Here is a 15088-nt window from a genome sequence, read left to right as displayed (position 1 = left end):
AATGAGCACTATCAATTACAAAAACGCTGGTGTTGATATTGAGGCAGGTAATGAGGCCGTACGGCGTATTAAACGAACTGTGGAAAAAACTTTTTCCCCTCAAGTCTTAACCGGAATTGGTAGTTTTGGCGCAATGTATGATTTAAAGCCCTTAATGCAACAATACACTCATCCAGTGATGGTGCAAAGCATTGATGGCGTTGGCACTAAGATGATAGTCGCTAGAATGATGCAGAAATTTGATACTATAGGGATAGATTTAGTTAGTGCTACAACAAATGATATTATTGTTCTGGGAGCTAAACCGCTAACTCTTTTGGATTACATTGCTACGGATCGTTTGCAGCCGCAAAATATTGAAGAAATTATTATAGGCATGACTAAGGCCTGTCTTGAAAACAATATTTCCCTGGTAGGCGGTGAAACAGCCGAGATGCCTGATACCTATTTAGAAGGGGAACATGATTTAGTTGGCATTATTACTGGCGTCGTTGAAAAAGAGAATGCTGTTTTAGGTAGCGATATAGTACCTGGTGATGTGGTACTTGCCTTTCCTTCCAGTGGTTTGCATACTAATGGTTATTCGTTAGCAAGAAAATTATTTTTTAATATCGGTGGTTATACCGTTGATTCAAAAATTTCCGAACTAGAGCAGACTGTAGGGGAGGCCTTACTCGCGCCACATATTAATTATACTAATCCCGTCTTACATCTGCTTAATAGTAAAATGGTCATTAAAGGTATGGCTCATATTAGTGGCGGTGGAGTGTTAGAGAATATTCCTCGGATACTACCTTCGCATTGCTCTGTTGAAATACATAAAAATAAATGCCCGGTTTTACCTGTTTTTAATGTCCTGCGCGCCTTGGGGCATTTAGATGATCAGGAGATGTACCGTACTTTTAATATGGGAATAGGATTAGTTCTTATTGTATCGCCTGAGATTGTTCCTGAAATGCGTTTATTGCTGAAGCATTATTCTGATTTTCCTCTTTATGAAATTGGACGAATAATATCGGGTAAGCCTGAAGTGAGACTACTCTAATGAATATTGCTATTGTGCAATTCCCTGGCTCCAATTGTGAACGAGAAACCATTTTAGCCGTAAAACGTGCAGGAATGATTCCCGTTGAGTTTCTCTGGAATGAATCTCCCAGCAAATTACGAGAAATGGATGGATATATTATTGTTGGTGGATTTTCTTATGAAGATCGTTCTCGCGCGGGAATAATAGCAGCACTAGATCCTGTAATGCAGGAAATAAAAGCGCAAAGCGAATTGGGAAAACCAGTTTTGGGCATTTGTAATGGGGCGCAAATTTTAGTGGAAACGGGATTAGTGCCAGGCTTAAAGAATCACCAACTGGGAATGGCTCTTACTGAAAATAAACGTATCGTTGATGGAAAAATATTAGGTACTGGTTTTTACAACAGCTGGATTCACATGCGTTCTTGTAGCACTAATAAAAGTAATGCATTCACTCGACGCTTAAACCACGACTCAATACTATCAGTTCCTGCTGCTCATGCAGAAGGACGTTTTGTCATGCCAGTAACGTTATTAAAGGAAATTGAGCAAGAAGACTTGCATGTGTTCCAGTACTGCGATGAGCAGGGTACTATTATTGATAATTTTCCTATTAATCCCAATGGTTCGATGTTAAATATTGCAGCAGTAATGAATAAGTCTGGCAATGTGATGGCGATGATGCCTCACCCAGAACGAACCGGATCGGGGGATGCCATATTCCTTTCTATGAGAGACTATATAGAGGAAGCAAAGCCATTTACCCCGTCTGTATTATCCTATACACCGGAAATACTACCTAGAAAATTATACAAAAAAGAAGTGAACAAACATGAGTGTGTGGTTCAACTCATTATCACTGATAATTACGCATTAACCGTACAAAATACGTTACGACAATTAGGTATCCCGGTGCAGGTTGGTCGTATGGTTCATTGGCAAATAGATTGCCCATCGCCAAAGATTATTCAGCAGATCAAACAAACTGGGGTTTTATATAACGAGCGAAAAGAATACCTGGTCGATCCTCAAAGCATTGCTAATGCTTCATCTAAGGCTTATTTAGTAAGGCCAATGGACGATTTATTAGGACAACAAAAGAAACAAATGCTTGAGGATCATTTTGCAGTTAAAGGTGTGGAACAAATTCATCATGGTATTTTATGGATTTTCAAAAGTGAAAAAGCGACTCCGCTTGATGACTTAACTAAGGCCATATTAAATACTCATATTATTTTTAACCCTAACTCACATGTCTGCTATGAATATGAAAACTCCTAACTCAAAAGAAATAACAGCAGCGCTTCCTTATTGTTTAACAGAAACTGATTTTACCTTGGGTAAAAAATATAAAGGGAAGGTAAGAGATACCTATGATCTAGGTGATAAATTAATTTTGGTCACTACGGATAGACAAAGTGCTTTTGACCGCTTGCTTGCAGCGGTTCCTTATAAAGGGCAAGTATTGAATTTAACCTCCGTTTGGTGGTTTAATAATACACAGTCCATAGTACCTAATCACTTAATTGCTGTGCCTGATCCGAATGTAGTCATAGCGAAAAAATGTACTGTTTTCCCTATTGAGTTTGTTGTGCGAGGTTATATTTCAGGAACAACTAGTACCTCCTTATGGACTCAATATCAAAAAGGAGTACGCGAATATTGTGGTATGGCTTTTCCCGAAGGTTTGAGGAAAAATCAAAAATTAACAATACCGGTATTAACACCTACCACTAAAGAAGCTGAACATGATCGCCCCATTAGTCCCGAAGAAATTGTCGCAGAAGGATGGATGACTCAAGAAGATTGGGATGAGGCAAGCTCTTATGCGTTGCAATTATTTCAGCATGGAATGAAGGTTGCGGAACAACATGGTCTTATTTTAGTAGATACTAAGTACGAGTTTGGACGCGACGCAGAAGGGCGCATCGTTTTAGTCGATGAGATACATACTCCTGACTCAAGCCGCTACTGGATATCGAAAAGTTATCAAGAGCGTTTTGCTGAGGGTAAAGAGCCTGAAAATATAGATAAAGAGTTTTTGCGTTTGTGGTTTGTTGAGCACTGTGATCCATACAACGATAAGGTTTTGCCTCAGGCCCCTGACGAGTTAATTGTGACCTTATCATCGCGCTATATTCAGCTTTATGAAATGATTACTGGTCAACAGTTCCATTTTGAAGAAAATCCTGGCCCCACAAGTCAGAGAATTCTACGCAATATTCAACATTGGTTAGAATGCTATTGAGAGCCGTCTTGTTGAAATGAAGGTAGAGCCCTTGCTCCATAGTCAGGTTAAGAAAATGTTTCTTTAAAATGTAGGTTGGGCCGCGACCCAATCTACAACTGAATGAAAGCGAGTTAAGGACAATGGGACTTGTGATAGAGTATTAGCTAAATCCTCGATTGGATCTGGACTCATAGGTGTCAGGCTAAGGAGTAAAAGAGGTAGATTTCCCCCTCTCCCTAACCCTCTCCCTCGAGGGAGAGGGAATAAAAGGTGGAATAATATTCCAATGGCACGAAAAGTTCCCTCGCCCGCGCGAGGAGTTTAGTTTGGAAATAGATACTAAATCGCGGGAGAGGGTTAGGGAGAGGGTATTAAAACGGTCTTTATTTCTAAACTTGACGGACATGACTTTTGATTCAAAGACGAAAAATATTCGATGAGATCGTAATAAAGGAAGCTCTCAGAAAAAAGATTGAAGTATCTTGCGTAGAGAAAAAGCACTGACTTATTTATCTGAAAAAATTTTCCAGGGGTAGGATGTATGTGTGGTATTGTTGGAATTTACAGTCATGGTCCTGTTGCAACTGAACTTTATGACAGTTTGATTCATTTGCAGCATAGAGGTCAGGATGCCTGTGGTATTTTGACTGGGAACGACCGATTTTATCTGAAACATGGTTTAGGTTTGGTTCGTGAGTCGATTACCTCTGATGATATTGTTAAACTTCATGGTAATGTGGGAATAGCCCATGCTCGATATCCTACGGCGGGCGGATATAGTGAAACAGACATTCAGCCCCTATGGGTAGGTAGCCCTATAGGCATTGCTTTAGCTCATAATGGTAATTTAGTTAATTATACGGAATTAGCTAATGAACTTCGTGACAAACAACATAGACATTTAAATTCAACGCTGGATTCAGAGGCTTTGCTATTGCTTTTGGCCGATAATCTGGCAAAAGGCGCTTATCTTGATGAGGATGAAGAACAGTTTTTCGCATCATTGTGTCAGGGTGTTACTACTATATTTGAGCGAGTGCAGGGTTCTTATTCAGTTGTCAGTCTTGCGATTGGAAAAGGCTTAGTTGCCTTTAGGGATCCTCATGGTATTCGCCCTTTAGTTTGGGGGGAACGAGTTCGAGAGGATGGCACTAAAGACTATATATTTGCTTCTGAAACTACCCCTTTTTATGCTTTAGGATTTGAACCCAAAGGAGATTTACAAGCAGGAGAGGTTGCTTATGTAAGTCAAAATGGCCAATTACATAGGAAAGTGCTTAGTGCTAAAGAATTCACTCCGTGTATTTTTGAATATGTTTATTTTGCTAGACCAGATGCAACTCTTGATGACGTCAGTGTGTATAGGGCACGATTGCGTATGGGGCAAAATTTGGCCTTAAATTGGAAAGAAAAATATCCAGACATAATTCCAGATGTAGTTATTCCTGCACCGTCAACTGCCAACACAGCGGCCTTGGCTTTTGCCAATGAATTAGGCATAAGATATTCAGAAGGCCTATACAAAAATCCTTTTATTGGTCGTACCTTTATTATGCCCAATCAAGAATTGCGTTCCCGTCAGGTACGTTACAAGCTAACACCGCAAAAAACTGAAATTAATAAAAAGAAGGTATTAATTGTTGATGACAGCATCGTTCGTGGAACAACATCACGTGAAATTGTAAAAATGGTACGTGAATTTGGTGCAAAAGAGATTTATTTTGTTTCCACTTGCCCTCCAATTAAAAATCCGTGCTTCTATGGTATTGATATTCCTTCGCGTAAGAAATTAATTGCTGCTTATAAAACTGAAGAGGAGATTCGGCAATTTTTAGGCGTTGATAAACTATTGTATCAAACTGCAGAGGCTTTGGTTGAAGCAGTAACTCGTCGCGGAAAACACCATATGCAACAACCCTGCATGGCATGCATGGATGGTCGTTATATTTGCGGGAACATTAATGAGGAAAAAATAAAGTCCTTAGAGAAAAAAAGATTGAGTGAGAGTGCGTTGCAAACAGAATTGGGGGAGCTGTCTTAATGAATATTCTTATAGTGGGTTCTGGGGCACGAGAGCATGCCATAACTAAATCCTTGAGTCTTTCTAAACATACCCCCGATCTTTATTGTTGTGGTACTTCGCGTAATCCTGGTATAGAAGAGTTGAGCCAAGGCTATTGGGTTGGTGACATTACCGACATTGATCAAGTCGTTTTGCAGGCTAAACAATGGCACGTTGTGATGGCGATAATTGGCCCAGAAGCTCCATTGGAGCATGGCTTGGCAGATGCTCTAGATGCCTGTGGCATTGCCGTTATCGGCCCCAAAAAACAGCTAGCTCAAATAGAAGCAAGCAAGGGATTTGCTAGAAACTTAATGCAAAAATACCGTATTCCCGGCTTACCCAAATATAAAACATTTTCCAATATGGAGGGTATTGCTGAGTTTCTGCATGAGTTAGGTTCAGAATCTTATGTGGTTAAAGCTAATGGTTTAATGGCAGGAAAGGGGGTTAAAGTTGCTGGTGATCATTTGCATTCCTATAAGGACGCTCTAGATTATTGCAAAGAGATCTTTGCTCAAGGCCAATCTTTAGTTATTGAGGAAAAATTAATTGGCCAGGAATTTTCTTTTATGTGCTTCTCTGACGGGATCACTTTAGTCCCTATGCCCGTTATTCAAGATCATAAACGTGCTTATGTTGATGATAAGGGACCTAATACAGGGGGAATGGGTAGTTATTCTGCAGCAAATCATAGACTACCTTTCTTAGATGTATCCGATATAGAGCAAGCGTGGAATATCAATCAGTCGGTAATCAATGCATTAATGGCTGAAACCCGTGAAAAATATAAAGGCATACTTTATGGTGGATTTATTGCTACGGCTACAGGAGTCTATGTCATTGAATTTAATGCGCGCTTTGGTGATCCTGAGTCGCTTAATGTATTAAGTATCTTGGAGTCTGATTTTGTAGATTTATGTGTTTCTATAACCAATGGAACGTTGCTGGCTGATCAAGCAAAGTTTTCGCAAAAAGCAACGGTATGTAAATATGCAGTACCAGAGGGCTATCCTGATCATCCTTTGCGCCATGTCGAAATAGACATTCACCAAGTGCAGAATAAATCTTATCTTTATCTTGCTGCAGTGGATAATGATGAAGGTAAATTATATGCAACGGGTTCACGCACCGCCGCTTATGTTGGCGTGGCAGATACTATCAGTTTGGCCGAAGAAATAGCTGAGTGTGAAATGAATCATATCCAAGGCCCAGTGTTTCATAGGGAAGATATTGGTACCTCTGAGTTAATTAATAAGCGTATTGAATTCATGAAAAGGTTACGTGCATTATGATCCGTTTAGGAATATTAGGTTCAACACGTGGAACTAATATGCTCACTCTTATTGATAGAATTAATAAGAGGCATTTGTCAGCTAGCATTGAGGTTGTTATCAGTAATAAATCTCAGGCAATGATCTTGGAACGAGCAGTAGACTATGGCTTAAATGCTGAGTTTTTAAGTCCAGTTGGCTTAAGTCGCAGTGAGTATGATCAACAAATTAGCGAACGCTTGTTGCATTATCATGTCGATTTAGTCGTTTTAATTGGATATATGCGCATTCTATCACCTGAGTTTGTTACGGCATGGCACGATAAAGTTATTAACATACATCCTTCTTTATTGCCCGCCTTTGCCGGAAAAATGGATGTTGAGGTTCATCAAGCAGTCCTTGATTCCGGAGTTAAAGAAACAGGTTGTACCGTTCATTATGTAACCGAGCAGGTTGATGATGGACCTATATTATTACAAAAAAAGTGCCCCGTATTTTCTGGGGATACGGTTGAGTCTTTAAAGCAACGTGTACAAGAGTTAGAAGGGCTTGCTTTGGTTGAAGCCATTCAATCTCTAACATAGCAACTGCCCTTGCCATAGATAAAGATGAGCTTGGTTCTCTAGATAGAGTATCGTGGTGGTTTCGGCTAACCTGCAAAGAGCATCCGAAGAGAGCTGACCGGGGCTTTAAACTATTCATTTCAGTTTTCGGAAAGGAGAAGTCTTCGACTAATTGTTCTGATAGGTGTCTAACTACTTTAAGTTAGTAGATTATTTAATGTCAAATCCCCGCGGCATCGACAGCGGGGATTCGAAATAGGCAGCGGCCCAACAACACCTAGGAGCATGTTTTGCCCGCACAGCGAGCATTGAATTAAGCAAGAGACTCTATGTTGTCCTAAGGCCCAACCTACGCGAAAGAAGCTCTAGTTTTTTAATACAGAATTATCAATGACAGTTTTTGCTTGTTCCTCAAGATACTGAATTACTGCTTTTTTATATTCAGGATACTTATTACCTAAAAATCGAGCAGCGAGCAACGCGGCATTAATTGCTCCTGCCTTACCTACTGCAAGTGTTCCAACAGGAATTCCTGCTGGCATTTGCACGATGGAAAGTAGGGCATCAAGTCCATTCGTAAATGTTGATGAGGGCATAGGAACACCAAGCACCGGTAAACTGGTTTTTGCTGCCACGACACCTGGTAAGTGCGCTGCGCCACCTGCTGCAGCTATAAATACTTCAGCACCACGTTCTTCTGCTGATTTAATGTATTCAAATAATGCATCTGGAGTCCGGTGGGCGGATAACGCACGTGCTTCATTAGGAATATTTAATTTATCGAGCATGCGAGCTGTTTCCTCCATTATTACCCAATCCGATTTGGAACCCATGAGAATACTTACCTTAATATGAGACATGCTTAATATCCTTTAAAGTTTTTTAGGTATTCTACATGATGATGTTAATAAATCGAAGCAGTGTATTGGTTCTTTTATTAAGCAAGATGATTTATACTTTTTCTTTCGTGGATTACGGTCTCAACAGCAAAGTGGCATTCCTAAACGATAAGGAAAAATAATGAAGAAATTGGTCTTTAATTTAATATTAATTGGTTTGTTCGCGTTCTGTAGTACCTCTTATTCCGTTATTTCTCAAAAGAGATTTCCGAACGAAACATTCCAACAAGCTTTAAATCGTATTAAGGAACATAATGAAAAAAATAAAAAACGTACGTTTTATTTAAAAGATACTCCGGAAAGAACAAAAGTGCCTATCAGTCAAATAGATTTTTCCTCGGCACCAGAAGTTTCAACTCACGAGGAATTATTGCGTATGTTCTATTTAATTCGTGACAGTCGTTTTCTGTATTTGGAGGATAATCCAGATTTTTCTCGCCGTATTAGTTGGCTTTTTCCGGATGATGGATGTTTTGCTCGAGCTGCACTTGCCGGAATGAAATTAAATGAGAATCAATTAATTCGTCCTGCAAAAATTTTTACTTTTGGCAACTTAGCTGTACAAACACCATACTCCTCTGAGGGGGCAGTCTACTGGTGGTATCACGTTGCGGAAATTGTGCGCTATATGGATTCCTATTATGTTCTTGATCCTGCATTAGATAGCCATGAGCCTCTTCTGGTTGATGATTGGTTTCATATGATGGGGAAAGATCCTGATTTAGAGGGGGTGGTATGTAATGTTTATACTTATGGACCTTTTGATGACTGTTTAAAGGCGACCACAGACAGTGATAAGTCGGCTCAGTCCGATCAGCTTGTTTATTTGCAATATGAATGGGAGAGAATGGGGGAGTTAGGCTTTGATCCGGTTCTTGTCTTAGGAGAAAATCCTCCTTGGCTTTAAAGGTAAACTCCTCCTCCCCTAACTATCTCCATCAATGGAGAGGAGATAAGAGACCGAATGATATTCAGATAGCACGAAAAATCCTCTCGCCCGTGCGAGGAATTTTGATTGGAAATAGATAGCAAATCGCGGGAGAGGGTTAGGGAGGGGGACTAGAACGATATTTTGTTTTTAACATGACGACTAGGGTTACAACGGTCCAACTATATTGCTGACAAGAATCAACGCAATAACGGAGTTAATCGGAGTACTGCATATTCCCTCCCGATATAACTCCGTTAGCAGGCCTACTAAGGCGCGTTTGTTACAATTATTTCTGCAGCAGCACCTATCGCTTTAGTTGTAGGATCATACATTGCCTCAGCATAAGCAGGAGGAACTATATATTTTCCTGTATTTGTTGCTTTGATTTTATAAACAATTTCTTTAGTGGTGGAATCAATACTGCCAAAATAATTGACTCTATCTTCCCGAGCATCAGCGAAATCCATAGTATCTGCTTTCACTGAGTCAAGAACCACCTCGAAACCTCCGGGTAATAAATCCTCAATTGCGATATTAGTGAGATAACTATTATCTAAGGCACGTATTTGAATATGCACTTCGATTTCACTGCCTAAATTAGTTGCATGAATTGCATTACCTTTGGCATCTCTATATTCTCTATAAATCTCCATGCCTTGTTTTAATGGTGTTGTGGGAACTGTTTTATTGAAACCAGCTTGAATCAACTGATAAAAGAAGCTTTGTTTCTCCGGATTATTCAAGCTGATCTGTTTGACATCGGGAGTTACACTAATCTTTTGATAATTTACATTATCAGAAGGAATATTTTTCTCCTGATTATTATTCAGTAATTCAGTAATCGATAGAGGAGAGTGAGTTCCTGTCGTATCATTTTGCTGATAAGAACTTAATGCCAAACTCGTATAGCCGGACAAGATGGTATTAATCTCATTATTATTAATGGCGTGCACTAATTGCATCAATACCTTATCACCAACCTGAGCTAATAAATTAGGGAAATGTTTGGCGACAATATAAAGATATTGAGCATTAGCAATATTACTGTCGTAAAAATCAGTATCATAGGCTTGTTTATTTTGTGGCTGATAATAGCCAATTAATTGATTGGCATCATCAGAACTTTTTAGCAATTGATAGGAACCCGCGATATAGACCGAGGTAATATCTTTTTGCCAAGCTTTAGAGGTATCTTTTTGTAGATACAGTTGTAAATTAGCAAGATAGTTCGTTGTTACTATTTCATTTCGAGTCAAAATATAAATTGCATAAGCCTGAATCCTTGCCTCATCCAAATCAGACGCATTTTGGCTAGCAAGATTTTTCAAATAAGTAAGGCCATTAGAGAATAAGTCACTAGGAACATTAAATCCTTGCGCTCTTGCTTCTGTTAAAAAGTGCATTGCATAAACTGAGGCAAAGGAATTGCCATCATTTTGCCCCGCGCCTGGCCAATAACTAAAGCCGCCATTAGACATTTGCCTTTGGCTAAGCATTTGAATTGTGGCATTTACTTTCTCATTGATTTGACCGCTGTCTTTGGTAAACCAAGGTTGGCTATTCATTGCCAATAAAGGCAATGCCTTACTGGTTAATTGTTCTGTACATCCATAGGGATAATTATCCAAATAACGTTGTAAACCAAAGACCAAAATTAAAGGACTAGTAGATAGGGTTGCATCTACATTCCTATATTGAGGATAAAAGGTTTGTATAATATCCAATGATTTTTTAGCCTCTTGAGTTTGGCCACTGGTCACATTAGTGATAAATGGCATTGCAGGTCGAACGCTCAGAGTGGCATCCATTTTACTGGATTTATCACCTGCTTTGGCTGTAAATGTTACCTTGGCAGCACCTAATAACGATTTTGCTCGTAATTTAAAATGTACTGTTTGTTCGCGCCCTTCTTTAATTTCTAAAGTTTGAGTTTCGCTACCTATAAGTTCAATTTCTGGGGATGTGGTCAGATCGACCGTAACAGAGGTATGTTCTCCAGAGTCTTTAATGTTATTGGCCACGCTTGCTGATATTTCAAACTCATCCCCTGGGGCAACAAAAGTAGGAACGTTAGGATTGATAATAAAATTGCCACGAATTTCTGCAGCAGTATCTTTAGATCCCACTGAGTCAGTAGCTACGGCTACAGCCATCACCTTAATACTTCCATTAAAATAATCAGGAACTTGATAAACTAATTGTCGGCTTGTGTTATCTGTATCAATGATTCCAGACCAATAGACTACAGGTAAATCCGTTTTTCTTTTGAATGGGTTCAGACGACTGGCCATATCTTCTTCACCACCATCACCGCCAGCAGCCGATAACTCTCTATCTTGGATAAATTTAGGTAAAATTTGATCCACAGTTTGTTGAGTTAAAACTTCCAGAGCATGTTTTTGAAAAAAGAATGCGAGAGGATCGGGTGTGGTATAACGTGCTACTTGTAATATGCCTTCATCAACAGCGAAGACAATAATCTTCCCTGGTTTATCTGTTTTATAATCAATGGTAAACGGCTCTCCAGGACGAGCCACCTTTGGGGTTTTTAATTCTATTTTAATATCATGACTATCATGATTCACCGTGAAAGGCATTACACTGTAACTTAGAGGACTAATAAATAACTCAGGTGACTCCCAGTCTCGTATAAATGCTACGTTAACATATCCATTGCCTTGGAAATCGGCTGGTATAAGGATGGTTTGTACTGAGTTAGTCGTTGCGGTTTTAAACCATTGAGTTGCATAGACTTTATCTCTCTCAATGGTAATTAAGCCAGAACCAGTATAAGGAGCGGTGATTTGGATCTCTATGCTCTCATTTGCTTTATATTCAGCTTTATTAAGCTTAATAGCCAGCTCAGCATTTTTAGCTAAAGGTTGCTGACTTGCTCCAACAATACTAAATTTTAATTGACTCAGAACCGTATTATCTTTATCCAGAACTTTTAATGAGTAATCGCCAATTTGTTGTGTAGGCAGCTGATAGTTTGTTCCTGTCTCGGTAATCTCAAAGGGATTAGTGCTAACTACTGAGGATTGGATAATGGATTGGTATTGATAAGTACCATCAGCTTTTTTAACTAAAGTAGTGACTGGATGCAAGGATACAAGTTCAATCTTTAAGCCTTTAACCTCTTCTTTACTTAATTGAGGATTAATAGCGAGGTAATTAATTGTCCTTGCACTATGTTGCTTGATAAATGATAAATCACCATCAGGCTTATATCCTATAAAATAGGGGAGAGGGCTGATTAACGCTTTAGATTGAGTGGTAACACTGCGACCACCATCGGCCTCAAAACCTTCTGCAAAAAACGTTAACTGATAAGTTGCTTTTTCAAATCGCTCCAAATGCAGGTCAAACTCTGCTTCACCTTTATCATTCGTTCTGATATCTGTTAATGGTTCGGTAAATACTTTGGGCGGTTTTTTCGGATCCAAAAGAGGATCAACAAAAATATAATCTGGGTAGTTGGCAAATTTGATTTGCTGTGGTGTTAACATAATTTTGGCACTAATCTTCCGATTAGCTGCTGGCGCACCATATAAATTCCAAAGATTAACTTGCGCTTTTAAACCAGAGGGGGAAGTCCAGCCCTCTGATGGTTTAGGAAACAGATTAGAGGTGACTCGCATTCTATCTGGTTGAAACTCCGAAACACGAATACTAGTAGTACCTAAAAGATTCTGTGGATGATTGTCTTTTACTAAGAACAAATTCACCATATATTGACCCGTTGGAGAAGTACCATTGGTAGTAAAATCAAGCTCCATATAACCGGTGTCATTAAGGGTGATTTTTTGATCTTTTACCGTGGTTCCCCGAGGATCTATTATTGTTGCTTGTAATGGAAGTCCTGCTGGTTGAGGTTGGGCATAAGCTTGTTTTACTATCATTCCTATGTGCATGGTATCGCCAGGTCTATAGATACCTCGGTCAGAGAAAAGATAAGCGCTTAAACTTTGTAGTTCCTGATTGTTGGTGTAAATACCGCCAATATCGAACTTGGTGAAATTTAATTGTCGATTGTAGTTATTAAATGGAATAAAGGATACGTCATTATTGAGGCCTGCTAAATAAACAGAAGGTTCTCTATCTTCAACAAAATCTTTAAGGGTAGGGAAATTAGCGCGACCTTGGGCATCGGTGACACGAGATAAAATTGGCAAACCATTTTTACCAAGGACAGTCACTGTAGCATTTGCTACTGGGGTTCCTTGTGTGATTGACTCAACGAACACATCATGAGTGCCATCATTGTTATCTTTTACTAGCATACCTAAATCAGTAATCAGAATCAGGCGACTGGCCTTGACATCTAATGTCACTTTATTAGCCACATCCCACCCAGTGGCTTGTAATAAAAATAATCCTTGAGGACCCGCTGTATTGGCATCAACACTGAGATATCGACTGAGATCAAGAGCTGTATACTGTTGTTTGGTTAAATCTGAATTATCAAATTGTTGGATATCGGAAAATATTTGGCTGATATTTTGTTGGTTAAATGTAGGATTAATAAAGTAAGGGTTATTAAAATCGCCTTGAGTTTGAGTCACTAATTGATTGACATTGGTCGGTAATACCCGGGCAAAATCAAATTTAACTGCAGGTACTCCACGAACTAATACTGAAAGTTTTTTCTCACCACTTAGGGCCAGTAAGGAGCCTTTATGGAGAAAACTGATTTCCTTGGGAAATTCAGGTACAGCAATAATTGCAGCATAGTCATTATTTAAATTAAAACCACCAAAGCCTTGCATCCCTTTATCTACTTTAATGTATATATATCGAGGTGTTTGTGCAGCAAATTTAAAACTATGTAAGGTTGCGTAGTTTTGTTCAGTAGGAATCGCTTCTTTATTTAGAGGCGTTGCTAAGGAGAGCACTTTACTGGTCACTTCACCAGGATTTTGCCATTGATAATTAGATTTTGCTGCTTCAGCTGCCGTTGCTGGATAATCTTGCGGTAGCAAATAAGCATGAACTGACTTATTAAAATCTTTTTCATTTACACCTAGACTTGTTTCTACAGTAAGAACTTGTTCCGGCCTGTCTTTATCATTTCTGACAATTGATGCTGAAGACGAAAGCACTTTCATAAAATTACTAGCGTCAGGAATAAGCAAATTAACTTGCGCTTCTTTTTTAAGTTTCGCTGAATCTGTCGATGAAGAGATATTCTTATTAAGGTTTAAGACCAAATAGCGGGCTACGTCTTTAATTTTAATATTTTCAGAGTGTAAATAGGCAATACGATTATGGTGGTCATAAGTATAGGAAAACTTGACCGGTTCGGCATTAAGATCCATTTTTCCATTTTTAATGGCTTGGAACATTAAAGAAGTATTTTTTTCAAGAGAATCAGTATTGACTGGATAGTCGAACTGAATTGTCGCTACAGCTTGACGTACTTCGGAGTTAATCGGGTCTTGATAAAATTTAAACTCAGTGACTTTGGCTTTAAACGGATTAGTAAAAAATGAAAAGTCATAGTTTTTCAGATTTGCATTAGGAGTAAAAAAGTTTGGTGCAAAGTGAATCGTGTATTTTTGTCCTGCTTGCCAGTCTTCAGAAGGAACAAAAACGAGCTCACTATCATTATTCCAACTCCATTGACCCGCAATATTGGGGCTTATTTCTACTCCTTCTGTAACAGGCTTTCCTATTAAATTGATAGGAGCAACCGCCTGATTAATAAAACCATTTTTTTTAATCCCGAAATCAATCACAAGATTATTGGGTACTATGGGTTGATCATTGATGGTTAAGGGAGATAGTTCAGGAACAATAATGGATGCAGTAATATACTCTGGTTGAGGACGATGTTTATACCAGTAAACGCCATATACTGTTGCAAGAAAAAAAACAAAAATTAAGGAAGTCGTTCCCCAGAATAGTTTGGGACTATTCTTTGCTTTATGGTGTAAGTGAGTCATCCACGGAGGGCTATTCCAGTTCAGTTTTCCAAAGACAGCAGAAAATGCAGAGCAAAGCACATTCAAAACTGAAGCGAGTGGATTTTTATTCATGATTTATCCCATTTGAGATGATTGGTTATATCGGCGGTCAATTTTTTTTCAAATATGCAACATTT

Annotated in this window: 9 protein-coding genes; 7 read left to right on the top strand and 2 right to left on the bottom strand. The window is 39.0% G+C overall.

Annotated features, from left to right (window positions below; all coding sequences use genetic code 11):
• The first annotated feature begins 1 nt into the window (after position 1).
• The 6 genes from purM (at position 2) to purN (ending at position 7176) form a co-directional block, all read left to right on the top strand.
• Positions 2-1045 (top strand): phosphoribosylformylglycinamidine cyclo-ligase, encoded by a 1044-nt coding sequence (purM, locus tag LFA_RS07600; protein WP_045095659.1) that lies wholly within the window; start codon positions 2-4, stop codon positions 1043-1045.
• Positions 1045-2307, top strand: coding sequence for a phosphoribosylformylglycinamidine synthase I (gene purQ, locus LFA_RS07595; RefSeq protein WP_045095658.1), 1263 nt, complete (start codon positions 1045-1047; stop codon positions 2305-2307). Before purM ends, purQ begins: the two co-directional genes overlap by 1 nt.
• Positions 2288-3274, top strand: coding sequence for a phosphoribosylaminoimidazolesuccinocarboxamide synthase (locus tag LFA_RS07590; RefSeq protein ID WP_045095657.1), 987 nt, complete (start codon positions 2288-2290; stop codon positions 3272-3274). The genes purQ and LFA_RS07590 overlap by 20 nt, the downstream gene beginning before the upstream one ends.
• 523 nt (positions 3275-3797) lie before the next feature.
• Positions 3798-5297: an amidophosphoribosyltransferase gene (gene purF, locus LFA_RS07585; RefSeq protein WP_045095656.1), complete on the top strand. Its 1500-nt coding sequence runs from the start codon at positions 3798-3800 to the stop codon at positions 5295-5297.
• Positions 5297-6613, top strand: a complete 1317-nt coding sequence (gene purD, locus LFA_RS07580; RefSeq protein ID WP_045095655.1) for a phosphoribosylamine--glycine ligase — start codon at positions 5297-5299, stop codon at positions 6611-6613. Before purF ends, purD begins: the two co-directional genes overlap by 1 nt.
• The gene (gene purN / locus LFA_RS07575; RefSeq protein ID WP_045095654.1) at positions 6610-7176 is read left to right on the top strand and encodes a phosphoribosylglycinamide formyltransferase; all 567 of its coding nucleotides are present in this window, start codon (positions 6610-6612) and stop codon (positions 7174-7176) included. Before purD ends, purN begins: the two co-directional genes overlap by 4 nt.
• A gap of 344 nt (positions 7177-7520) precedes the next feature.
• Here the strand turns inward: purN and purE are convergent, their stop codons facing one another.
• Positions 7521-8015: a 5-(carboxyamino)imidazole ribonucleotide mutase gene (purE, locus tag LFA_RS07570; RefSeq protein ID WP_045095653.1), complete on the bottom strand. Its 495-nt coding sequence runs from the start codon at positions 8013-8015 to the stop codon at positions 7521-7523.
• A 160-nt stretch (positions 8016-8175) separates the two neighbouring features.
• On the opposite strand from purE, the gene LFA_RS07565 reads away from it, so the two are divergent.
• A complete protein-coding gene (locus LFA_RS07565; RefSeq protein ID WP_045095652.1) occupies positions 8176-8961 on the top strand; it encodes a protein-glutamine glutaminase family protein in 786 nt (261 codons plus the stop codon).
• A gap of 290 nt (positions 8962-9251) precedes the next feature.
• Here LFA_RS07565 and LFA_RS07560 read toward each other — a convergent pair whose 3' ends face one another.
• Positions 9252-15023, bottom strand: a complete 5772-nt coding sequence (locus tag LFA_RS07560) for an alpha-2-macroglobulin (protein ID WP_045095651.1) — start codon at positions 15021-15023, stop codon at positions 9252-9254.
• Positions 15024-15088 lie beyond the last annotated feature (65 nt).

It is taken from the genome of Legionella fallonii LLAP-10 (genome assembly GCF_000953135.1).
GTDB lineage: Bacteria > Pseudomonadota > Gammaproteobacteria > Legionellales > Legionellaceae > Legionella > Legionella fallonii.
This window is presented reverse-complemented; position numbering and strand designations above follow the sequence as displayed.

Coding starts and splice junctions, on each gene's coding strand:
- purM (WP_045095659.1), top strand. CDS start 2: ATGAGCACTATCAATTACAAAAACGCTGGTGTTGATATTGAGGCAGGT.
- purQ (WP_045095658.1), top strand. CDS start 1,045: ATGAATATTGCTATTGTGCAATTCCCTGGCTCCAATTGTGAACGAGAA.
- LFA_RS07590 (WP_045095657.1), top strand. CDS start 2,288: ATGAATATGAAAACTCCTAACTCAAAAGAAATAACAGCAGCGCTTCCT.
- purF (WP_045095656.1), top strand. CDS start 3,798: ATGTGTGGTATTGTTGGAATTTACAGTCATGGTCCTGTTGCAACTGAA.
- purD (WP_045095655.1), top strand. CDS start 5,297: ATGAATATTCTTATAGTGGGTTCTGGGGCACGAGAGCATGCCATAACT.
- purN (WP_045095654.1), top strand. CDS start 6,610: ATGATCCGTTTAGGAATATTAGGTTCAACACGTGGAACTAATATGCTC.
- purE (WP_045095653.1), bottom strand. CDS start 8,015: ATGTCTCATATTAAGGTAAGTATTCTCATGGGTTCCAAATCGGATTGG.
- LFA_RS07565 (WP_045095652.1), top strand. CDS start 8,176: ATGAAGAAATTGGTCTTTAATTTAATATTAATTGGTTTGTTCGCGTTC.
- LFA_RS07560 (WP_045095651.1), bottom strand. CDS start 15,023: ATGAATAAAAATCCACTCGCTTCAGTTTTGAATGTGCTTTGCTCTGCA.